Genomic DNA, 22,518 nt, shown 5'->3' with positions numbered 1-22,518 from the left:
TCAAGGAGGTCACGAATTGGTAACAATAAATATGAGGGGTTCCTCAGGTTTCTGGAAATCCCGGTAACAGTCCCAGGCAGGGCGTTCGCGACCTACTCGCGAGTCACTTTCTCGAAGTCTCGTGAGGAAGATCACGGCCCCGAAAGTCCAGATTTCCAGGGTGCCGACAAACGTGAGGAAATCCTCATGATTCTGTGTAAACCTTGTCTTGCACGAACGCCCTGACTCCGTCGATTCTCTCGACGAATTCGCGAGCACTTCAGCCGGGCAGCACACCGCAAATCCCACCTCGCCGCAGAGGTGACCAGGAGAGGACGTACGCGTGACGATCGATGACACGACACCTACAGGAAACGGACGCGACTCGAAGGGTGGACGCCGTTTCGGCGTCGATGGGGGACAGTCCCGCACGACCAGCAAAGGTGCCCTCGTCGATTCGCTGAACAACGGCGTTTCCTACGCAATCGCTTTCGGTGGACAGGGCGCTCCCTGGCTCACCTCGCTCGAGGAGCTCAGCCGTGACAACGGACTGGAGCCCGTTCTGACCGATCTGGTCAACGACGCAGCAGCACGCCTCGCGCCCGTCGCACAGGATCTCCTCGTGGTTCGCCCGGTCGGATTCGATCCGATCGCGTGGATGCTCGAAGCCGAGATCGTCGACGAAGAAGAAGGTGAGAAGTCGGCCGGGCCTTCCGCTGCCGCGCTCACCGCAGCTCCGGTGTCACTCCCCGGCGTCTTCCTCACGCAGCTTGCGGCGTTGCGTGCACTCTCCGCTCAGGGCCTGGATGTAGCCGGTAACCCGCCGGCTGCCGTCATCGGCCACTCGCAGGGCCTTCTGGCCACGGCTGCCGTAGCCGCGCAGGGCAACGACGACGGTGAACTCCTCGCCGTCGCACAGCTAGTCGGTGCTGCTGCCAGCTTGGTCGGCCGTCGCCGCGGCGTCATCGCCGGCGCCTCCGCGAAGCCGATGGTTGCGGTCTCGGGCGTCGATCCCGAGCGTCTCGCCGCCATCGTCGCCGAGCTTGCCGAGGGTGTGGCGCCTGAGCGCGCGGCTGTCCTCGCCATCCGCAACGGCCGTCGCCGCGTCGTTCTCGCCGGGCCGCCCGCTCAGCTGGCACGCGTGCAAGAGCGTTGTGAACAGATCGAAGCCGAGGAAGCCCGCGAGCGTGAGGGTAAGAAGCGTGGCGGTTCCGTCTTCGCGCCGTCCTTCGATCCGCTCGACACCGAAATCGGCTTCCATCACCCCGCATTGACCGAGGCCGTCGAACTCGTCGGCAGCTGGGCGACCCGTTGCGGTCTCGACGCGGACCGTGCGCGTGAACTTGCACAGGGTGTCCTCGTCGATCCGGTCGACTGGGTCGAGGCTGTCGACGGCGCAATCTCCGCCGGCGCCAAGTGGATTCTCGATCTCGGACCCAGCGATCAGCTGACCCGTATGACGTCCTCTTCGCTGCGTGGACAGGGCATCGGCATCATTGCCGCAGCCACCCGCGGCGGACACCGCAATCTGCTCACCCCCGGTGCAGCACCTGAGGTCTCACGTTCGTGGTCCGAGTTCGCGCCGAAGCCCGTTGCGCTTCCCGGCGGCCGTATCGGCGTCGAGACCGCGTTCACGAAGCTGACCGGTCGTTCACCCATCCTGCTCGCAGGTATGACGCCGACGACGGTCGACGCCAAGATCGTCGCCGCGGCAGCCAATGCCGGTCACTGGGCCGAGCTTGCCGGTGGCGGGCAGGTCACCGAAGAAATCTTCGAAGACCGTGTCGCAGAGCTGAAGATGCTGCTCGAGCCGGGCCGCGCGGTCCAGTTCAACTCCCTGTTCCTCGACCCGTACCTGTGGAAGCTGCAGCTCGGTGGCAAGCGCCTCGTGCAGCGTGCCCGTACCGCCGGTGCTCCCATCGACGGCGTCATCGTCACCGCCGGTATCCCGGAACTCGAAGAGGCTGTTGCCCTCATCGACGAGTTGTCCGAGATCGGCATCACCAACATTGCATTCAAGCCCGGCACCGTGGCGCAGATCCGCTCCGTGATCCGCATCGCCAACGAGGTTCCGAATTTCCCGGTCATCGTCCACATCGAAGGCGGCCGCGCCGGCGGACACCACTCGTGGGAAGACCTCGACGACCTGCTCCTCGACACGTACGCCGAGCTGCGTACACGTCCGAACCTGGTCATCTGCGTCGGTGGCGGCATCGGAACACCCGAGCGCGCAGCCGATTACCTGACCGGTCGCTGGTCCGCCGCAGCCGGTTTCCCGGCCATGCCCGTCGACGGCATCCTGGTCGGCACCGCAGCCATGGCGACTCTCGAGGCCACCACTTCTCCCGAGGTCAAGCAGCTCCTCGTCGACACACCCGGTACGCCGGACTGGGTCGGTGCAGGTACCGCTGAAGGCGGAATGGCCTCCGGCCGTAGCCAGCTCGGTGCCGACATCCACGAGATCGACAACGCGGCTTCGCGTACCGGGCGCCTCCTCGACGAGGTTGCCGGCGATTCCGAGGCAGTGGCCGAGCGCCGCGACGAGATCATCGCCGCCCTCGACGTCACCGCCAAGCCGTACTTCGGCGACGTCGAGACCATGACGTACGCACAGTGGCTGCGCCGCTACCTCGAGCTGACCGTCGGCATCGACGCGGCGAAGGAATTCGACTGCGGCGCCGATCTTCAGGACGCCATCGTCGAGGCGACGTCGAGCCCGTGGCTCGACATCACCTGGCGTGCTCGCTTCGGCGAGATGCTCCAGCGCACCGAGGCGCGTCTGCACCCGGTCGACCGCGGCCCGATCCCCACGCTGTTCGCTGACGCCGAGACCCTCGAGCGCCCCGAGGCTGCGATCTGCGCACTGCAGGCGTCGTACCCGGACTACTCGACCACCGTTCTGCATCCCGCAGACGTCTCGTTCTTCATCTCGCTGTGCAAGACGCCGGGCAAGCCGGTCAACTTCGTTCCCGTCGTCGACGGTGACGTGCGTCGTTGGTGGCGCAGCGACTCCCTGTGGCAGGCACACGACCCCCGCTACACCGCCGATCAGGTTTGCGTCATCCCCGGCACCGTTGCCGTCGCCGGCATCACCCGTGTCGACGAGCCGGTCGGTGACCTGCTCGATCGCTTCGAGAAGGCGACCTACGACGAATTGGTTGCTGCCGGAACCACTCCGGTGGCACTCGCGAGCCGTCGCCACCAGGATTCCGCACCCGGACTTCTCGACGCCGTTCTCTCGGCTCCTGACCTCCAGTGGGCCGGCCGCCTGACCCAGAACCCCGTCCGTCGTCTCGGCGACCTCGACGAGTGGAGTGCAGAGTCTGCCGACAAGGCAGTTCACGGCACCACCGGTTCCAGTCTGACCGTCGTCGATTCCTCGCACGTGCTGCTTTCGGTTCCGTTGGTGGCAGGCAAGTCCGTCGACATCACGATCACGATCCCCGAGTCCGTCGTCGACGGCGGCGCTCCGGTTGTCACCGAAGCCGATGCCGAAGGTGCGATGTCCGCGCTCCTGGCAGTTGCTGCCGGACAGGAACTTCCGACAGTCAAGAACGGCAAGGCTCGCCTCAACGTCGCGTGGGTTCCCGATCGAATCGCCGATCACGCCGGTGTCACCGGTTCCGGTCTGCCCACCACGCTCAGTGTCAGCGGCAAGGCTGTTCCGGACGTCGTCGTCGGAGCATGCTGGCCTGCAGTGTTCGCAGTCCTCGGCGCAGCCAAGCTCGACAGTCTTTCCGTTATCGAAGGCATGCTCGACCTGGTCCACCTCGACCACACCGTCGACTTCGTCGGTGAACTTCCCTCCGAGACAAGCATTCTCGTGGTCAATGCCGAGGTCGCCTCGGTTCTCGACACCGACCTCGGTCGTGTCGTCGAGGTCAAGGTCGAGGTCGGTGCCATGCTCGGCGAGGGCCTCGACGCCCCCGCAGTCGTCACCATGACCGAGCGTTTCGCGATCCGCGGACGCACCGGTGCAGGCGAACTCGCCGACCCGGCTCGCGCCGGTGGATCGATCAGCGATGCGGCTGTCGACACCTCGCGTCGTCGTCGCCGTGACGCGAAGATCCTCGCTCCGGTCAGCATGGGCGCCTTCGCTCAGGTTTCCGGTGACCACAACCCGATTCACACCTCCGACAACGCCGCTCTGCTGGCCGGCCTCGGAACCCCGATCGTGCACGGCATGTGGCTCTCCGCCGCAGCGCAGCAGGTAGTCACCGCAGTCGACCCGGCCGAGACCCGCGTCCCGCCGCGCCGCCTGACCGCCTGGACCGCTCGCTTCCTCGGGATGGTTCGACCCGGCGCCGAGATCGACGTCCGTGTCGATCGTGTCGGTATCGACCAGGGCGCGGAAATCGTCGAGGTCGGCTGCCGCATCGACGGTGAACTGGTCATGGTCGCCACCGGCCGCACCGCCGCGCCGAAGACCGTCTACGCCTTCCCCGGCCAGGGCATTCAGCGCCCGGGCATGGGCCTCGACGCTCGCGCACGCTCCAAGGCCGCCCGCGACGTCTGGGAGCGCGCGGACAAGCACACTCGTAAGGCACTCGGATTCTCGATTCTCGCTGTCGTGCGCGACAACCCGGTGACCGTCAAGGCCCGTGGTGTCGAGCACAGGCATCCCGACGGTGTCCTGCACCTGACCCAGTTCACCCAGGTCGCCATGGCCGTTCTCGGTGTTGCCCAGGTTGCCGAGCTGCGCGAGTCCGGAACCTTCATCGAGGATTCGCTTCTGGCCGGTCACTCGGTCGGTGAGTACAACGCACTCGCCGCTGTCGCCGAGGTCTTCCCGCTCGAAGCGCTTCTCGAGGTCGTCTTCCAGCGTGGCTCGGCCATGCACCAGCTCGTTCCCCGCGACGAAGCCGGACGCTCCGACTACCGCATGGCCGCTATCCGCCCGTCGCAGATCGGTGTTTCCGACGACGACGTGCAGGGCTTCGTCGCCGGTGTCGCCGAGTCTTCCGGTGAGTTCCTCGAAATCGTCAACCTGAACCTGCGCGGCAGCCAGTACGCCATTGCCGGCTCGGTAGCCGGTCTCGACGCACTCGAGGTCGAAATCGACCGTCGCCGAGCAGAATTCGGTGGCAAGCGGGCATACATCCAGGTTCCCGGCATCGACGTGCCGTTCCACTCCACCGTCCTTCGCGGTGGCGTGGCGGACTTCCGCGTGTGCCTGCAGGACTTGCTCCCGCACGACATCGATCCGGACATCCTGATCGGCCGCTACATCCCGAACCTGGTTCCGAAGCCGTTCTCGCTGCGTCGTGACTTCGTTCAGGAAATCGCCGACCTGGTGCCGTCCGAGCCGCTGCAGGAAGTCCTCGCAGACTTCGACAGCTACGCAACGCGCACTCACGAGTTGTCCCGCATCATCCTGATCGAGCTGCTGGCTTGGCAGTTCGCCAGCCCGGTCCGTTGGATCGAGACGCAGGACCTGCTCTTCGGTGACGAGTCCGAAGGAGGGCTCGGGGTCGAACGCTTCGTCGAGATCGGTCTCGGCGCTGCCCCGACCGTCGCGAACCTCGCGTCGCAGACCCTCAAGCTGCCGGGCCGCTTCGGCTACCCGGTCGAGGTTCTCAACGTCGAGCGCGAAGCTGCGATCGTCTACGGCACCGACGTCGACCCCGCTGTCGATGACGACGACGAGATCGAAGCGCCTGCCGCGCAGGCTGCTCCGGCCGCCGCGGCCGCTGCTCCGGTTGCCGCTGCCGCGCCGGCTGCACCTTCGGGTGGACCGCGTCCGGACGACCTCACCTTCAAGGCGCCCGACGCCACGAAGGTCCTGATCAGCCTGTGGACCAAGCTCCGTCCCGATCAGGTCGGCCCTGCGGACACGATCGAGGCACTGTGCGACGGCGTTTCCTCGCGTCGCAACCAGCTTCTGGTCGACCTCGGCTCCGAGCTCTCCCTCGGTGCCATCGACGGGGCCGCAGACGCCGACATGGGCTCCCTGGGGGCAACCGTCGACAAGCTCGCCCGTACGTACAAGCCGTTCGGACCGGTGCTCTCCGATTCGATCAACGATCACCTGCGCAAGGTCTTCGGCCCCTCGGGCAAGCGTCCCGGCTACATCGCCGACCGCGTCAAGAAGGTCTGGGAACTGGGCGACGGCTGGGCACACCACGTCACCGCAGCAGTGGCTCTCGGTACTCGTGACGGCGCCAGCATCCGCGGCGGCGACCTCGGTGGCCTGAGCTCCGGCGCACTGGCCGACGCTGCAGCAGTGGACGCAGTCATCGACAGCGCAGTTGCCTCGGTCGGGTCTGCTCGTGGAGTCAGCGTCTCGTTGCCGGCTACCGGCGGCGGAAGCGGCGGAACTGTCGACGCAGCCGCTCTGGGTGAGTTCACCGAGAACATCACCGGTCGCAACGGCGTTCTGGCCTCGGCCGCACGCCTGGTGCTCGAGCAGCTCGGACTGAACGAAGAAACAGCAGTCACGACGGTCGAGGACACCGAACTGGTCGACCTGGTCTCGGCTGAACTCGGCTCCGACTGGCCGCGTCTGGTTGCTCCGGCATTCGACGCGCAGAAGGCAGTGCTGCTCGACGACCGCTGGGCAAGTGCGCGTGAGGATCTCGCTCGCATTTGGCTCGGTGACACCGCGTTGTCGGTCGAGAACTTCATCGGTGCCGGCTCCACCGTCGCCGCACAGGCGAAGTGGTGGGCCACCCGTGCAACCGACGAAGGCCGCACCCCACTCGCCGAGGTCTACACCCGCATCGCTGATGCGGCTGCTGCGGCAGAATCCGACGCACCCGAGTGGGCAGGCGAGGTCGCAGTAGTGACGGGCGCCAGCAAGGGTTCCATCGCGGCAGCAGTCACGGGCAAGCTCCTTGCCGGTGGCGCAACGGTATTCGTGACCACCTCGCGGCTCGACGGTCAGCGTCTCGGCTTCTACCGCGACCTGTACCGCGAGTACGCTCGCGCCGGTGCAGCCCTCTGGGTGGTTCCCGCGAACATGGCGTCGTACACCGACGTCGACGCACTGATCGACTGGATCGGCAACGAAGCCACCGAGAACGCAGGCGGCGCAAAGAAGCTCATCAAGCCGGCCATGACGCCGACGATGCTCTTCCCGTTCGCAGCTCCCCGTGTCGGCGGCGAACTCTCCGACGCCGGCGCTCGCGCCGAAATGGAAATGCGCGTGCTGCTCTGGTCGGTGGAGCGCCTCATCGGCGGTCTGTCGAAGATCGGTTACGACAGCGACGTCGACACGCACCTGCACGTGGTGCTGCCCGGTTCGCCGAACCGCGGAACGTTCGGCGGCGACGGTGCTTACGGCGAGGCCAAGGCTTCGCTGATCGCCGTGGTCAATCGCTGGAAGGCCGAGCGCAACTGGGCCGAGCGGGTCACGTTGGCACATGCGGTCATCGGTTGGGTTCGCGGAACCGGACTCATGGGTCACAACGATCCGATCGTCGACGCAGTCGAAGCTGCGGGCGTCCGCACCTGGTCCACCCAGGAGATGGCGACCGAACTGCTGAAGACGGCAACCCGCGAGTCGCGGCGCGCTGCTGCCGAGGCTCCGCTCGAGGTCGACCTGACCGGTGGGCTCGCCGAGGCGAACCTCGACCTCGCCGCACTGGCCAAGGAAGCTGCCGAGGTGGCCGAGATCGCCGAGGCTGTCGACGAAGTAGTGGACGAGTCCAGCATCCTGGCGCTGCCCGCGCCGGCTCGCATCGACGACTCGGTCAAGGCTCCGAGCTGGCCCGAACTGGACGTCACCCCCGCGGACCTCGTGGTCATCGTGGGTGCCGGAGAGCTCGGACCCTACGGTTCCTCGCGTACCCGCTTCGAGATGGAGGTCGACGAGCAGCTCTCTGCCGCAGGCGTTCTCGAATTGGCGTGGAACACCGGACTCATCGTCTGGGAGAACGATCCCAAGCCGGGCTGGTACGACGTCGAATCCGGTGACCTGGTACCCGAGGCGGAAATCGCCGACAAGTACCACGACGCAGTCGTCGAGCGTTGCGGCATCCGTCGCTACGTCGACGAGGGCGCGATGATCGACAACACCGCTCCGCTGCTCACCTCCGTGTTCCTGGACAAGGATCTGAGCTTCGTGGTCGGCAGTGAGGCAGAGGCTCAGGCCTTCGTCGAATCCGATCCGGAGAACACGACGGCGACGGTTTCCGCCGAGTCCGGAGACTGGACGGTCACCCGCCGCGCAGGCACCGAGATCCGCGTTCCGCGCAAGATGAAGCTGACTCGTAGTGTGGGCGGTCAGATTCCGACCAACTTCGACGTCACCAAGTGGGGCATCCCCGCCGACATGGCAGATTCGGTCGACCGCGTCGGACTCTGGAACATCGTCGCAACGGTGGACGCCTTCCTGACGGGCGGCTTCACTCCGAGCGAACTGCTCCGCTGGGTACACCCGAGCCTGGTCGCCAACACGCAGGGCACCGGCATGGGCGGCATGACCTCCATGAGGAGCCTGTACATCGACACGCTGCTCGGCGAGAACCGTCCGAACGACATCCTGCAGGAAGCGCTGCCGAACGTCATTGCAGCGCACGTCGTTCAGTCGTACGTCGGCGGTTACGGCGCGATGGTTCACCCCGTCGCCGCCTGCGCCACGGCAGCGGTATCCGTCGAAGAAGGCGTCGACAAGATCCGACTCGGCAAGGCGCAGTTGGTTGTTGCCGGCGGGTTCGACGATCTGAGCACGGAAGGCATCATCGGCTTCGGCGACATGTCGGCCACTGCCAAGACCGAGGACATGCATGCCAAGGGCATCGAGGATCGCCGCTTCTCGCGGGCCAACGATCGTCGCCGCGGCGGATTCGTCGAGTCGGCCGGTGGCGGAACGATTCTCCTCGCTCGCGGTGACCTGGCACTCGAGATGGGTCTTCCCGTCCTCGGTGTGGTCGCCTGGGCCGGATCGTTCGCCGACGGTGTCCACACCTCGATCCCGGCACCGGGACTCGGAGCGCTGGGCGCCGGACGTGGGGGAGCGGATTCGCAGCTCGCACTCTCGCTCAACGCACTCGGCGTGAGCGCCGACGATATCGCCGTGATCTCCAAGCACGACACCTCCACTGCCGCCAACGATCCCAACGAGGCAGAGCTGCACGAGCGCCTCGCCGGGGCATTGGGACGCAGTGAAGGTGCGCCCATGTTCGTGGTCTCGCAGAAGAGCCTGACCGGTCACGCCAAGGGTGGTGCCGCAGCCTTCCAGCTGATCGGGCTCTGCCAGGTACTGAGCCAGGGCATCGTCCCGCCGAACCGCAGCCTCGACTGCGTCGACGACAAGATGGCCGAGTTCGAGCACCTCGTGTGGGCACGTCAGCCGCTCAAGTTCGGTGAGCATCTTCCGCTGCGCGCGGGCCTGCTGACCAGCCTCGGCTTCGGTCACGTCTCCGGACTGATCGCAGTCGTGCACCCGCAGGCATTCGTCGAGTCGGTTCCGGCCGACAAGCGTGACGCCTATGTTGCTGCGGCCCAGCAGCGGACGATCGACGGTCAGCGTCGCCTCGCGAAGGCGATGTGCGGTGGCGACAGCCTCTACGAGCGCCCGGCGGATCGTCGCCTCGGTGCCGACGGAACGCCGGCCAAGGCGTCGCGTCAGCTCGAAGCGGACATGCTGCTGAGCGAGGACGCACGACTCGGCGCAGACCAGGTGTACCGCTCGAATCTGCCCGGCTGCAAGTAGTAGTCACGGTATGGGAGTTCTGGGTATCGGTTTCGACCTCGTGACGGTGTCGGAGTTCGCCGAGCAATTGAACAGGCCGGGAACGGCAATGCTCGACAACTTCACACCGGGCGAGCGTCGAGACGCCGCTACCCGGAGCTCCGAACCGGCACGACATTTCGCCGCCCGGTGGGCTGCGAAGGAAGCAGTGATCAAGGCATGGTCAACTGCTCTCTTCGCCGGCCCACCGGTGCTGGGGGAAATGATCCACAATCAGATCGAGGTCGTCTCGGACGCCTGGGGGCGCCCCGGCATCCGGCTTCGCGGTGACGTGGCCAAACACCTGACCGGAGTGAAGATTCATATCTCGCTCACGCACGACGGGGACATGGCGGGCGCTTTCGCGGTCATCGAATCCGACCCGGAGTAGCGCTGCCGGACACGAAAGAGCCGGTCTCCCAAGGGGAGACCGGCTCTTTGTCGTTCGACTAGTCCTTCATGCGGGATTCCTTCTCGGCGACGAGGAGATACGCGATCATCAACCTTTTCAGTTCGGCGACGGCGTCGGCATGCGACTGGCCGTCCTGAACCGAGAAATTGAGCATCGAATACACCACGTGGACAAGAACTTCCGCCATCATCAGGCGACGATCTCGCCGCGTACGAGGCGTCAACGGGCCGAGCATTTTCGCTACGGTCTCGGCGAACTGCTTTTCGTGAATGACTCCGGTTGCCCGCGTGGACGGCGTCGACTGCATCGCCAGCCAGACCTCGCGGCGCGACGGATCAGACGTCCACAGCCCGGCCATGTGATCGACGAAACTGTTCAGGAACCGCAACCAGTCGAGCGAGGGTACTTCGCCGCCGAACTGAGCAAGCTCGTGCTGGACCCCGACGAGGTCCTGGCGGTTCAATTCGCACACGATGACGTACTTGTTCGCGAAGAACTGGTAAAGCGTCCCAATCGGGACGTCAGCACGTGCCGCGACTTCTTCACAGGTGAACGATTCGAAACCGACATCGGTGAGGAGTTCCCGTGACGCAGCCAGGAGTGCGTCGAATTTACGCTGGCTGCGCTCTTGCGTCGGACGCTTGCGCGGCAGCAGTTCCTGCGGTTCTTCGAGGCTCTGGGGATTCTCCAGTGCTGGGTCGACTCGTCGCCGCGCGCGGTGACGAGTCGTGGGCTGCACGTCTTCCAGGCTATCGGTGTTTTCTGTCGAATTTGGGACTTGTGCATTATCCGGTGTCATCGGCCACCTACTTCGGCGGTCGTGATCGGTCGAAACGCACCGCGCAGGTGCGCGCACACGAGTCCCGATGCTGTTGCCACACCTCGATACTAGGTGACCAACTGTCCAGTAGCCGAAGAGGTTGCTGCGCGGTGTGGCGCAACGGCGATCCTGGCGCCTGCCTACGTCCGATTCGGGCAGACTGAGATTCTTCGGGCACACCGAGATTCGATGCCGAGGAGAGGGAGACGATGACGGAAGAACTGCGAACCGCGGTAGGTGAACTCATGCCGCGTGCCCGTGAGGATCTGAGTGCACTTGTGGCGATGAAGTCCGTCGCCGATGCACGGCAGTATCCGCCGGAAGAATGCGCGGCCGCTGCGCATTGGGTCCTGGAGGCATTCCGGGCTGAGGGTTTCGCCGATATCGAGGCGATCGAGACCTCCGACGGTTCGGCCGCGGTTGTCGGGCGTCGACCAGGCCCGGGCGGTGCTCCGACCGTTCTGCTGTACTGCCACTACGACGTTCAGCCGCCCGGAAACGAAGAGCTCTGGGGCTCCCCGCCTTTCACGCTCACCGAGCGCGACGGACGGTGGTACGGACGGGGCGCTTCCGACTGCAAGGGCAACGTCGTCATGCATCTGACAGCTCTGCGAGCGCTCGCCGCAGCCGGTGTGGATCCGAGCGCCCACCTGACGTTCGTCGCCGAAGGATCCGAGGAGATGGGCACTGGCGGTCTCGAGGATCTGGTGCGAGAGCGGCCTGAACTTTTTGCAGCCGACATGATCCTGATCGCCGATACCGGCAACACCGAAGTCGGGGAGCCGACGATCACGACGTCATTGCGCGGGATCGCGAACGTTGTGGTCCACGTGTCGACGCTCGAGGGTGAGATTCACTCCGGTGTCTTCGGTGGACCGGCGCCCGATGCGATCACCGCGCTGGTGCACATACTCTCGACGCTGCACGACAGCGCCGGAAACACCACTGTCGAAGGCTTGACCAACGATCAGGAGTGGGCGGGTGTCAGTTATGACGGCGATCAGTTCCGCTCCGACGCCGGGGTGCTCGAAGGGGTGCAGTTGACTGGTTCCGGTTCGGTTGCCGAGCAGGTGTGGGCTCGTCCGGCGCTGACCATCCTGGGTATCGACTGCCCGCCGGTCGTGGGTTCGGCGGCGGCGATCACGCCCCGCGCGTCGGCGCGCCTGAATCTTCGTGTCCCGCCTGGCACGGATCCGGCGCAGGCACAGAAGTTGTTGACGGACCACCTCCGCGCGGCGGCGCCGTGGGGCGTCCACATCGAGGTCGTTCCGGAATCGACGGGATCGCCGTTCTCGTCCTCGACGGAGGGTGCAGGTTTCGCGCAGCTGAAGTCCGCGCTCACCGATGCCTACGGCCGCGAAGTCGGATTTGCCGGCCAAGGGGGATCGATACCTCTGTGCAGTGCACTGGCCGAGCAGTTCCCCGACGCGGAGATCGCGTTGATCGGCGTCGAGGAACCGCAATGCCGCATTCATGCGCCCGACGAAAGCGTCGACCCGTCGGAGATCGAGAATCTCGCTTTCGCGGAGGCTCTGTTCTTGAGCCGGTACGGGAGTTAGACCGACAGATCGCGTCGTAGCTTGGCGACGTGGCCGGTGGCCCGGACGTTGTACTGGGCCACCTCGATCTTGCCTTCCTCGTCGACGAGGAACGTCGAGCGGATGACGCCCTGGACGGTCTTGCCGTACATCTTCTTCTCACCGAACGCGCCCCAGGCTTCGAGCGTCGCCTTCTCGGGATCGGAGAGCAGCGGGAAGGTCAACTCTTCGGTATCGCGGAACTTCGCGAGTTTTGCGGGCTTGTCCGGCGAGATTCCGATGACTTCGAGGCCGGCGCCGTTCAGCTCGGCGAGGCTGTCACGGAAGTCGCAGGCCTGCTTGGTGCACCCAGGGGTGCTGGCCGCCGGGTAGAAGTACACGATGACCTTGCGGCCGCGGTAATCGTGAAGGGAAACCTCGTTGCCATCGGCGTCTGGGAGTGTGAAATCCGGCGCGACGTCGCCGGCGGACAATCTACTGTTCTCGGTCACGGGAATCGAGGTTAGTCGAGAAATTGCGCGGCAGGTGGGCGCGAGGGCATTCTGCTCCTCTACGGTAGAGCGAAGTGTCGGCGCGCTGCGTCCGCACAGCAGACCCGCACACAGAGCAGCAGAACACAGACAAGTTGGAGGACACGTGCCCAGGGACACCGAGAGCATCGAACGCGAGATCGAGAAGGCGCGTAACCAGCTCGCGAGCACACTCGACGAACTGACGGTCCGCACCAACCCGAAGCGGCTGGTCGAGAACACCAAGAAGACGGTGCTCGCCAAGCTCAACGAGCCGGCAGTGAAGTACGCGCTGATCGCAGTCGGTTCAGTGGTGGGACTACTCGTGGTCCGGAAGATCATTCGCTGACCCGAGTTGTCGAAGACAGAACATGAAGAAGGCCCCCACCTGGTGAGGTGGGGGCCTTCTTGCAAGTGCGCCCACAGGGACTCGAACCCCGGACCCAGTGATTAAGAGTCACTTGCTCTACCAACTGAGCTATAGGCGCTCGCTCTTGCGAGACAGAACATTAGCCGACAGGCTCAGGAGTTTGCAAAACGCGTGTTCATCGTGGTGACGATGGTTACATCGCTTCCGGAATTCACGAGTGTGGAGGGTGCGAATCCGGCCAGCGGACGGTGCTTTCCAACTGCTGTGCGACGGCGAGAATCGTCGGTTCACCACCGCTGCGCCCGACCAGTTGGACGCTCAGGGGGAGTCCGCGTTCGGAGAACCCGGCGGGCACAGCGGCCGCCGGGTTGCCGCAGACATTCCAGATCGAACAGTAGGCGGCGATCGGCAACGCCTTGCGGACTGCTGACAGAAGGCTGGTTCCTTCGAGTTGTCCGATCGGGCGTGGCAGCGCGGGCGTGGTCGGCATCAGGACCAGGTCGAAGGTGTCGAAGACCTGGTTGACCGTCGCTGCGATTCGCTCACCTTTGCGGTAAGCGAATTTCCCGACGCGCGCGGGAGCGGCTATCCGGCCGATCGACGCGAGTGCTCGTGTGCGCTTCTCGAGTAACGCTGGATGATCGACGCGCAGTGCTTCGTCGCGGACGCCGCCGAGTACCTGCGGGAGAAATGCTGCAGTTGCGTCCGGGTACTCGGGATCGTGTTCTTCGACGTGATGTCCCAACGCGCTCAACATCTCTGCGATCGAATGCACCGCGGCAACGACCTCCGGGGACGGGCGGACGCCCCGGACCGGACTCCGAGTGGACACTGCAATGCGAAGTGGCGCGGGCGCCGACGCGGCTGACTCGGCAAAGCTGGTGCGGAGCGTTTCGGCTGTGTAGTCGTCGATCCCGGTGGTACCGGTGATCACGTCGTACACGAGCGCGCTGTCCTCGACGGAACGAGTGAGAGGCCCTAGTGTGCCGAGTCCGCGCCAGAGGTTTCGGTTCGGCGCGGTGCTCACCCGACCGCGCTGCGGTTTGAGTCCGAACAACCCGCAGAACGCCGAAGGCAGTCGGATGGAACCGCCGCCGTCGCCGCCTATCGCCGCCGCGACCATTCCCGAAGCGACGGCCGACGCAGATCCTCCGCTCGATCCGCCCGTGGATACGCCAGTGTCCCAAGGGTTTCTGGTGTAGCCGTTTGCGGCGGTCTCGGTGAAGGGCCAGATGCCGAACTCGGGCATCGTCGTCTTGCCGACGATCACCGCGCCGGCGTCGCGCAAACGGCGAACGACCTCCGAGTCAGCGGAGGCGATGCGAGTTGCTGCCGCACCGCCGTAAGTCGTGGGCGTTCCGGCGACGTCGTTCTCGTCCTTGATCGCGATCGGGACTCCGTGCAGTGGGCCCAGGCTGTGGCCGTCGGCCTGGCGCTGATCGAGACGTGTCGCTTCGTCGAGCGCTTCGTCTGCGAGAACTCGCACAAAAGCATTGAGCGTCGAATCGAGGCGTTCGATACGGCGAAGTGTGTTCTCGGTGAGCTCGCGGGCCGATATTTCTCCGGACCGGATCAGAGCGGCCTGACCCGCAACCCCGGCAAATGCCAGCTCGCTGCCCGGTGTGGTTTCGCGCTCGGTCATCAATCCTCCAGGCCGTGGTTCCGATAACTGTGAAGTCTATTCACCACAACCTGTTCACCACGACACAAAGAAAAATCCCCACCTTCCGAAGAAGGTGGGGACCTTTGCAAGTGCGCCCACAGGGACTCGAACCCCGGACCCAGTGATTAAGAGTCACTTGCTCTACCAACTGAGCTATAGGCGCTCGCTCTTGCGAGACAGAACATTAGCCGAATCGCCGGTTCGGGAGCAAATCGCCAGGTGGAGGCGTCACCGCTGTAGTCCGATCGGAGGAAATCCGCTGAAAGCGGTAACAAAACGGACGGTTCGGAGCGATTGATACTTGAACGTTACTGACGGCGTGGCCTTTCATGACCGTTGGTAACGAGCGCGCCTGGCATCATTGGTGCAGCGCAGTCATACCGCAAGTCCCACTTGCCTTCCGGTAAGTGGGATTCGCATGTGACGCGGAAGTTAGTCGGAGAAATTGTGAAGCGGAGTCGAACGATGAGTCGTCAAAGGTGGGGTCTGTCCGTGCGCGGGGGGAACGGTCGAGCGTCGAAGGGCGCGGCGATGATCGCGGCGTCTCTCGGTGCTCTCGTTCTGATGACCGCGTGCACGTCGGGCGGCAAGGACGTCAGTACCGAAGGGTCGGCGCCGATCGATTCCAATCCGCTCACCGAACTCATCAAGCCGAAGCTCACCTCGACCGCTGCCGACGGCGCTGTCGGCTTCTCGCCGGGCGACCCGGTCAAGATCAACGTCGCTGACGGCGCTCTGTCCGACGTGACGATGGTCAATCAGGACGGCAAGGCAGTTGCCGGCGCGATTGCTGCCGACGGTGCGTCGTGGACCACCACCGAGCCACTCGGCTACAACCGCAAGTACAAAATCGAGGCCCGCGCATTCGGATTGGGTGGCGCAAGTACGACGGTCACGTCCTTCACCACCAGCGCACCCGGCAACGTCACCAAGCCGTACGTCTTGCCCAACGAGGGTGACGTGGTCGGCATCGGTCAGCCCATCGCGGTGCAGTTCGACGAGAACATCCCAGATCGCAAGGCTGCCGAAGCCGCGATCACCGTCACCACGACTCCGGCCGTCGAAGGTGCGTTCTACTGGGTCAACAATCGTGAGGTCCGTTGGCGTCCGGAGAACTACTGGGCACCGGGCACCAAGGTCGACGTGAGCGTCAACGTGTACGGGCGCAATCTCGGCAAGGGCGTCTTCGGGCAGGAAGACGCCAAGAGTTCCTTCACCATCGGTGATGCCGTCATCGCCACGGCGGACGACAACACCAAGCAGGTCACTTTCCAGGTCAACGGTGAGACTGTCATGACCATGCCCACCTCCATGGGCAAGGACAGCACTCCTACCGACAACGGCGTCTACATCATCGGTGACCGCTTCGCGAACATGATCATGGACTCGTCCACGTACGGCGTCCCGGTCACCTCGGCGCAGGGTTACAAGACCCCCGTCGACTGGGCGACCCGAATGTCCTACAGCGGTATCTTCTTCCACTCGGCGCCGTGGTCGGTCGGGCAGCAGGGCTACTCCAACACAAGTCACGGCTGCCTCAACCTGAGCCCGTCCAACGCCAAGTGGGTCTACGACAACACCAAGCGTGGGGACATCGTCGTCGTCAAGAACACCGTCGGCGGCACTCTCTCCGGCACCGACGGCCTCGGTGACTGGAACATTCCCTGGAGCGTCTGGAAGACCGGCAACGCGGACGTCTGAGTGCGTTCCTGAAGCGCTGAACGCCAGAATGCCCCCGACCGTCCGGTTGGGGGCATTTCTGTATCTGCACGCCTTTTGTGAGCGAAAGTGCCTCTCGGTCTATCTGAGGCGACGGGAGGTACGTTCGCTCGGTGTCAGCGTCGACCGAACGCGTCCACTCCGGTCATCTCAGCGGACAGTGTCCACAATCTGCGTGCGTCGGCGGGATCGGTAGCCCAAGGTTTCACTCCGCCGACGCTCATGTCATCAGTCTGCGCGACGTCCGCGATGTTGCAGTCCTGGAGGTACGCGCCGGAGTGATCGGCGAGTATCGGTGCCGTCGCTGCCCACACCGTTGTAGCGGCGCCCTGGGAGGGAGTCTTGAACCCCGGCACGGCGTCGCCATTCGACGTCGTCCATCCGAGATCGTGTTTCTCCGATGCAGAGAAGTGACGTTGAAGGGGAGTGAGGATGCTCCCGGGATGGACGGAGAACGCACTGATACCGCGTGAAGCACCGGAGCTCGCCAGCTGTACAGCGAATAGAGCATTGGCAGTCTTGGCTTGACCGTACGCAAGCCAGCGGTCGTAACCGTTGCGGAAATGTATGTCATTCCAATGCACTCCCGACAGAAAATGTCCCGCCGACGAGACCGCTACTACGCGAGAGCCGTTTGCGGGCATGGCTGGCACAAGCAGGTTCACCAGTACAAAGTGCCCGAGGTGATTGATCGCGAATTGTGATTCCCATCCGGAGCCGACACGGAGTTCCGGGCAGGCCATGACCCCCGCATTGCAGATGATGATGTCCGGAGTGATCCGGGATTCGAGAATTTCTCGCGCACACGATCTGACACTGCTCGGGTCCGACAGGTCGCACGCTCGCACTTCGATACCCGGAATGTCGGCCACCGCGCTCCGTGCCTGTTCTGGTCGGCGGGCAAGAACTACAACTCGCGCCCCGACCGAAGAAAGTGACTGCGAAACCTCATATCCGAGTCCGGAGTACCCGCCAGTGACCAAAGCAGTTGTGCCGGTTAAATCTTGTCCGGCAAGTACGTCGTCGGCAGTGGAGACTCGGGAGTATCCGGTGTTGATTTTGCGCTGGATGGAATTCATGGCTGCGACCGTAAAATCTGGAGTGCACTCCAGGTCAAGGAAAGGTCGCCAGGCAATGCGCGAAATGTCAATCGGTGACGTCGCTGTCCAGACCGGAATCAGTATCGATTCCCTTCGATACTTCGAACGTGAGGAATTGCTCGTTCACGAGGTGGCGCGCTCGGCAGGTGGGCGTCGGGTGTACTCCGAAAGCGATGTCGCTTGGTTGAAGCTGTGTAATCGCTTCCGAGACTCGGGTATGCCGATCGCCACGATCCGCGAATTCGCCGCTCTGGTCAGGTCAGGTCCAGGAAACGAGAAGGAGCGGCTTTCACTTTTACAGTCGCATGAGGAGTTGATTCGATCCAGGATCGCTGCGATGCAGGACAACCTGAACGTCATCCACGACAAGGTTTCGGCGTACGAGCGACATGTTCGCGAGGGGACCGTCGTAGGTGTCTGGGAGCCGGAACCGTCGCCCGAGTGATCGACGGCTGGGCCATTTGCGGCGAATTCCAGCTACCCCGATGTGAGCGAAAGTGGCTTTCGGTCTATCTGAGGCGACGAGAGGTACGTTCGCTCGGCCCGGGCACGGGTTGCTCGGGAGCGCGCGATTTGTCGCGGTCGCCACCCCACCCACTTCGGGTGAACGTATCGCTGCCCCCGTCAGAGAAGGGGAGCGATACGTTCACCCGGCTGTGGAAGGGGAGATTGGGGCTGGCGCACAAACCAAAAGAACCCCCGAAAATGTCTTTCGACATCTTCGGGGGTTCCGCTTGGGTGAGCGACGGGACTCGAACCCGCGACAGCCAGGATCACAACCTGGTGCTCTACCAACTGAACTACGCCCACCATTGCCTCGGCCACCGGTTTGACCCGGCTGCTTTGACGAAAGAGATACTAGCGCGAAAGTCGGTCAGGAAGCCAATCGGCAGGTCAGGCGGGACCCAAGCCCTCTACGACGGCTGCGATCTCCGCGCTCGACGGTCCGGGCGCCGCGACGAATGCAGTGCCGCGGTAGTACTTGAGTTCGCGGATGGATTCCTTGATGTCGGCGAGTGCCCGGTGGGCGAGACCTTTTTCGGGCTGGCCGAAGTAGATTCGCGGGTACCAGCGGCGGGAGAGTTCTTTGATGGAGCTGACGTCGATCATCCGGTAGTGCAGGTATGTGTCCAGTGCCGTCATGTCCCGTGAGATGAATCCGCGGTCGGTGGCGATTGAATTACCCGCCAAGGGAGCCGTACCGGCGACGGGAACGTGCTTGCGGATGTACGCGAGCACCTCTTTCTCCGCCTCGGCGAGGGTGACCGTCGACTTACGAACCTCTTCGGTCAGTCCCGACTTTGCGTGCATCTTCTTCACGACGTCGGGCATTGCAGCCAACGCGTCGTCGTCGGCGTGGATGACGATGTCCACACCTTCGCCCAAGATGTTCAAGTCGCTGTCGGTCACCAGAGCCGCAATCTCGATGAGTTTGTCCGACTCGAGTCGCAGCCCGGTCATTTCGCAATCGATCCATACCAATTTGTCCTGCACCAGGAACACAGTAGTGCGCGCGGGCGCGGGATAAGGTCTGCGGTGGAAACTCGACGTGTGTGAGACGGCGTTCGGGTGATGACAAGAACTTCGCCGCATTGCAACGAGGAGGGCTTTTCGATGACCGTGGATCCGAAGGACGGAGCAGCGCCGCTGACGCCGGCGGAGAAGGCGAAAGCTGCCAAGGCTGCCGCTGCCGAAGCCGCTCGGATTGCAGCTGAAGCCGCTGCAGCAGCTGAGGAAGCAGAGAAGGAAGCGGCTGCCGCTGAGGCCGAAGCATCGGCCGAAGCCACCCCCGCTGCTCAGGCGCCCTCGGGTGCTGCCGCTGAAATCGCGGCGGGCTATTCATCCGAGGGGCGGGCACTCGAGCTCGGCTCGGTGGTGATCGACGGTGTGGCAGATCCCACCGCGCGGGTGCGGATTCCGTTGGCGACGATCAACCGTCACGGTCTGATCGCCGGTGCGACGGGTACCGGCAAGACCAAGACGTTGCAGGGCATCGCCGAGCAGCTGTCCGCCGCGGGTGTGCCGGTTGTGATGGCCGACGTCAAGGGCGATCTCTCGGGTCTGTCGAAGGCGGGGGATCCGAGCGAGAAGATGAAGTCTCGCGCAGTCGAGACGGGCGACGATTCGTGGACTCCCGCTGGGATGCCAGTCGAGTTCTTGTCGTTGGGTACTGACGGAATCGGTATCCCGGTGCGCGCGACCATCACCAGTTTCGGGCCGATCCTGCTCAGTAAAGTGTTGGGCCTCAACGAGACTCAGGAATCGACACTCGGGCTGATCTTCCACTGGGCCGACACTCAGGGCCTCGCCCTGCTGGACCTCAAGGATCTGCGTTCGGTCATTGCCCACCTGACAAGCGCTGAGGGCAAGGCCGATCTGAAGGGTATCGGCGGAGTTTCCTCGGCGACGGCGGGAGTGATTCTGCGCGCGTTGGTCAACCTCGAAGCAGATGGTGGTGACACCTTCTTCGGTGAACCAGAACTCGAAACCGAGGATCTGCTGCGTGTCGTCGGCGGTGCCGGTGTGATCACGCTGTTCGAACTCGGTGCCCAGGCGGCGCGCCCGGCAATGTTCTCCACCTTCCTGATGTGGGTGCTCGCGGACCTGTTCCAGACGCTGCCCGAAGAGGGAGATCTGGACAAGCCGAAGCTCGTGTTCATCTTCGACGAGGCGCACCTTCTGTTCGCGGACGCGTCGAAGGCCTTCCTGCAGCAGGTCGAACAGACGGTCAAGCTCATTCGTTCCAAGGGCGTCGGCGTGTTCTTCTGCACGCAACTTCCGACCGACATTCCGAATTCGGTGCTGTCACAGTTGGGTGCGCGGGTTCAGCACGCCCTGCGTGCCTTCACGCCCGACGATCAGAAAGCCCTCAACAAGACCGTCCGCACGTACCCGAAGACCGAGCACTACGACCTGGAAAAGGCACTGACTTCACTCGGCATCGGTGAAGCCATCGTGACCGTACTCTCGGAAAAGGGTGCGCCGACGCCGGTGGCCTGGACCAAGATTCGTCCGCCGAGGTCGCTGATGGACACCATCGGCAACGACGCGATCAAGGCGGCCGCGTCGTCGAGTCCGCTGAATCAGAAGTACGGCCAGACCATCGACCGCGAGTCGGCGTACGAGAAGCTGACGGCCAAGGTGGCCGGTGCTCCGACAGCGGATCAGTCCCTGGATCTTCCGTCGCTGCCCGATCTGCCGCCACCGCCGCCGGCCGAGCCGGAGGGCCCCAACATCGCCGAGCAGATCTTGGGCAACTCGGCTGTCAAGAGTTTCCTGCGCTCGGCGGCTTCGGCTGCGGGACGCGAGATTTCGCGAAACATCTTCGGCACCGGTAGTCGCCGCAGGCGCTGAGGCTCAGGCGCCCGCGAGGTCAGATGCCGACCTCGCGGGCCAGCAGGTCGTTGATCGATTCGCGCCTGATCAACGGCCGCGCAATCCCGCCCAGCACGGCGACGACCGGCGGCCGGCCGACGCTGTTGTAGGTGGAGGCCATGCTGTGGTGGTATGCGCCCGTACACGGCACTGCCAACAGGTCACCTTCATGTAGGTCGGCGGGAAGCCTTGCTCCGACGGCAATTTCGTCGCCCGATTCGCAGTGTCGCCCGGCGACGGTGACTTCCTGGAGCGGTGCGCGCGAATGTCGGTTCACCAGTTCGACGTCGTAGTGGCTGTCGTACAACGACACCCGAGGGTTGTCGCTCATCCCGCCGTCGACGGAGACGAAGGTTCGTCCCCCGCTGATCGACTTGATGTTCTGTACGCGATAGAGCGTGACTCCGGCCCGCGCAGCGATCGCTCGGCCAGGCTCGAGCACGATTTCGGGGCGAGGGAAGCGGTTTCGGGTGCACGCGTCGTCGAGAGTTTCGTCGATGACGTGAGCGAGGCGGGTCAGATCCAATTGGGCATCTCCCGGCACGTAGGCGATCCCATGGCCACCGCCGAGATCGAGTTCGGTGAGGATGATTCGATGCGTGCGTCGTATGTCGTCCATCTGTGCGATCATCGTCTCGATCGCGGGGCGGAAGAGTTCGGGATCGGTGATCTGGGAGCCGAGATGGCAATGCAGGCCGATGAGCTGCAGGTGCGTCGCGTTGGCGACGACGGATACCGTATGTTCCAGTTCTTCGGAAAACGCTGGTAGGCCGAACTTTTGGTCCACGATGCCCGTGGACACTGCCTTGTGTCCGTGTATGTCGATGCCGGGTGTGACTCTGACCAACACCTTCTGTCGGTGGGTGCACACCGACGCGAGCCGTACCGCTTCGCTGGGGGAGTCGAGGACGATCCGGCCGACACCCGCGTTGACCGCCGCCCTCAGTTCGGAAACCGATTTGGCATTGCCGTGCAGGATGATTCGGTGGGGGTCCACGCCCGCGGCAAGCGCGACGGCGAGTTCACCGGCGGAACAGACATCCACCCCGAGTCCCTCGTCGGAGACCCAGGTAGCCATCGCTCGAATCATCAGTGCCTTGCCGGCGTACACGATCTCCGAGTCGGGGAAGATCTCTCGATACGTGCGGCAGCGGTGCCGCACGTCCGCCTCGTCGACGACGTACGTCGGTGTGCCGTACTGGTCCGCGATCTCTTCGAGGGAGACGTCGCCGATGCAGACACGCCCGCTGTGGTCGTGGCGAGTACTGATGGGCCACAACGCAGGATCCATACGCGGTGTCATTGCGCCGCGTAGGGAGGGGAAGATTTCGAGTAGCGTCACGTCGATCTCCTGAAGGTG

General features: G+C 64.2%; 13 protein-coding genes and 3 tRNA genes. 7 read left to right on the top strand and 9 right to left on the bottom strand.

The features are described from left to right. Window positions 1-322 precede the first annotated feature (322 nt). Together ACBG85_RS18325 and ACBG85_RS18320 are read left to right on the top strand one after the other, a co-directional pair. Window positions 323-9,634: a fatty acid synthase subunit beta domain-containing protein gene (locus tag ACBG85_RS18325; protein WP_372024259.1), complete on the top strand. Its 9,312-nt coding sequence runs from the start codon at window positions 323-325 to the stop codon at window positions 9,632-9,634. Between the two features lie 10 nt (window positions 9,635-9,644). Beyond that, window positions 9,645-10,043: a holo-ACP synthase gene (locus ACBG85_RS18320; protein WP_003945362.1), complete on the top strand. Its 399-nt coding sequence runs from the start codon at window positions 9,645-9,647 to the stop codon at window positions 10,041-10,043. 58 nt (window positions 10,044-10,101) lie between these two features. On the opposite strand, the gene ACBG85_RS18315 is transcribed toward ACBG85_RS18320, so the two are convergent. After that, on the bottom strand, window positions 10,102-10,803 hold the full coding sequence (locus tag ACBG85_RS18315; protein ID WP_372024256.1) for a TetR/AcrR family transcriptional regulator: 702 nt from the start codon (window positions 10,801-10,803) through the stop codon (window positions 10,102-10,104). Between the two features lie 290 nt (window positions 10,804-11,093). Here ACBG85_RS18315 and ACBG85_RS18310 point away from each other — a divergent pair, with 290 nt between their 5' ends. Next, entirely contained in the window at window positions 11,094-12,443 is a 1,350-nt protein-coding gene (locus tag ACBG85_RS18310) for a dipeptidase (protein ID WP_372024253.1), read from the top strand. Here ACBG85_RS18310 and bcp read toward each other — a convergent pair. Then, window positions 12,440-12,913: a thioredoxin-dependent thiol peroxidase gene (bcp, locus tag ACBG85_RS18305; protein ID WP_007733290.1), complete on the bottom strand. Its 474-nt coding sequence runs from the start codon at window positions 12,911-12,913 to the stop codon at window positions 12,440-12,442. The genes ACBG85_RS18310 and bcp overlap by 4 nt on opposite strands. Before the next feature lie 145 nt (window positions 12,914-13,058). Here bcp and ACBG85_RS18300 point away from each other — a divergent pair, with 145 nt between their 5' ends. Further along, window positions 13,059-13,280 carry a DUF3618 domain-containing protein gene (locus ACBG85_RS18300; protein WP_003945299.1) on the top strand — a complete coding sequence of 74 codons (222 nt, stop codon included), beginning with the start codon at window positions 13,059-13,061 and terminating at the stop codon, window positions 13,278-13,280. Window positions 13,281-13,346: 66 nt separating this feature from the next. Here the strand turns inward: ACBG85_RS18300 and ACBG85_RS18295 are convergent. The 3 genes from ACBG85_RS18295 to ACBG85_RS18285 form a co-directional block, all read right to left on the bottom strand. Then, a tRNA-Lys gene (locus ACBG85_RS18295) sits at window positions 13,347-13,419 on the bottom strand. Between the two features lie 93 nt (window positions 13,420-13,512). Beyond that, window positions 13,513-14,943, bottom strand: coding sequence for an amidase (locus ACBG85_RS18290; RefSeq protein ID WP_372024248.1), 1,431 nt, complete (start codon window positions 14,941-14,943; stop codon window positions 13,513-13,515). Window positions 14,944-15,054: 111 nt separating this feature from the next. After that, window positions 15,055-15,127: transfer RNA gene (locus ACBG85_RS18285), tRNA-Lys, on the bottom strand. A 368-nt stretch (window positions 15,128-15,495) separates the two neighbouring features. Here ACBG85_RS18285 and ACBG85_RS18280 point away from each other — a divergent pair. After that, window positions 15,496-16,665 carry an Ig-like domain-containing protein gene (locus tag ACBG85_RS18280; RefSeq protein ID WP_125052658.1) on the top strand — a complete coding sequence of 390 codons (1,170 nt, stop codon included), beginning with the start codon at window positions 15,496-15,498 and terminating at the stop codon, window positions 16,663-16,665. 134 nt (window positions 16,666-16,799) lie between these two features. Here the strand turns inward: ACBG85_RS18280 and ACBG85_RS18275 are convergent, their stop codons facing one another. Further along, window positions 16,800-17,762 carry an oxidoreductase gene (locus ACBG85_RS18275; protein ID WP_372024244.1) on the bottom strand — a complete coding sequence of 321 codons (963 nt, stop codon included), beginning with the start codon at window positions 17,760-17,762 and terminating at the stop codon, window positions 16,800-16,802. Window positions 17,763-17,817: 55 nt separating this feature from the next. Between ACBG85_RS18275 and ACBG85_RS18270 the strand changes: the two genes are divergently transcribed. Further along, complete coding sequence (locus ACBG85_RS18270; RefSeq protein ID WP_372024241.1) at window positions 17,818-18,228, top strand: MerR family transcriptional regulator; 411 nt, start codon at window positions 17,818-17,820, stop codon at window positions 18,226-18,228. A 292-nt stretch (window positions 18,229-18,520) separates the two neighbouring features. On the opposite strand, the gene ACBG85_RS18265 is transcribed toward ACBG85_RS18270, so the two are convergent. Beyond that, window positions 18,521-18,593: transfer RNA gene (locus ACBG85_RS18265), tRNA-His, on the bottom strand. Window positions 18,594-18,677: 84 nt separating this feature from the next. Further along, a complete protein-coding gene (orn, locus tag ACBG85_RS18260) occupies window positions 18,678-19,277 on the bottom strand; it encodes an oligoribonuclease (RefSeq protein ID WP_024487359.1) in 600 nt (199 codons plus the stop codon). A 120-nt stretch (window positions 19,278-19,397) separates the two neighbouring features. Between orn and ACBG85_RS18255 the strand changes: the two genes are divergently transcribed. Next, the gene (locus ACBG85_RS18255) at window positions 19,398-21,137 is read left to right on the top strand and encodes a helicase HerA-like domain-containing protein (RefSeq protein WP_372024238.1); all 1,740 of its coding nucleotides are present in this window, start codon (window positions 19,398-19,400) and stop codon (window positions 21,135-21,137) included. Window positions 21,138-21,156: 19 nt separating this feature from the next. Here the strand turns inward: ACBG85_RS18255 and lysA are convergent, their stop codons facing one another. Further along, window positions 21,157-22,500, bottom strand: coding sequence for a diaminopimelate decarboxylase (gene lysA / locus ACBG85_RS18250; RefSeq protein ID WP_054187164.1), 1,344 nt, complete (start codon window positions 22,498-22,500; stop codon window positions 21,157-21,159). Window positions 22,501-22,518: the final 18 nt, after the last annotated feature.

Origin of the sequence: Rhodococcus sp. NyZ502, assembly GCF_041464245.1 — a bacterium.
Classification (GTDB): Bacteria; Actinomycetota; Actinomycetes; order Mycobacteriales; family Mycobacteriaceae; genus Rhodococcus_F; species Rhodococcus_F qingshengii.
Note: the sequence above shows the minus strand (reverse complement) of the source record. Positions and strands in the feature narration are given on the sequence as shown.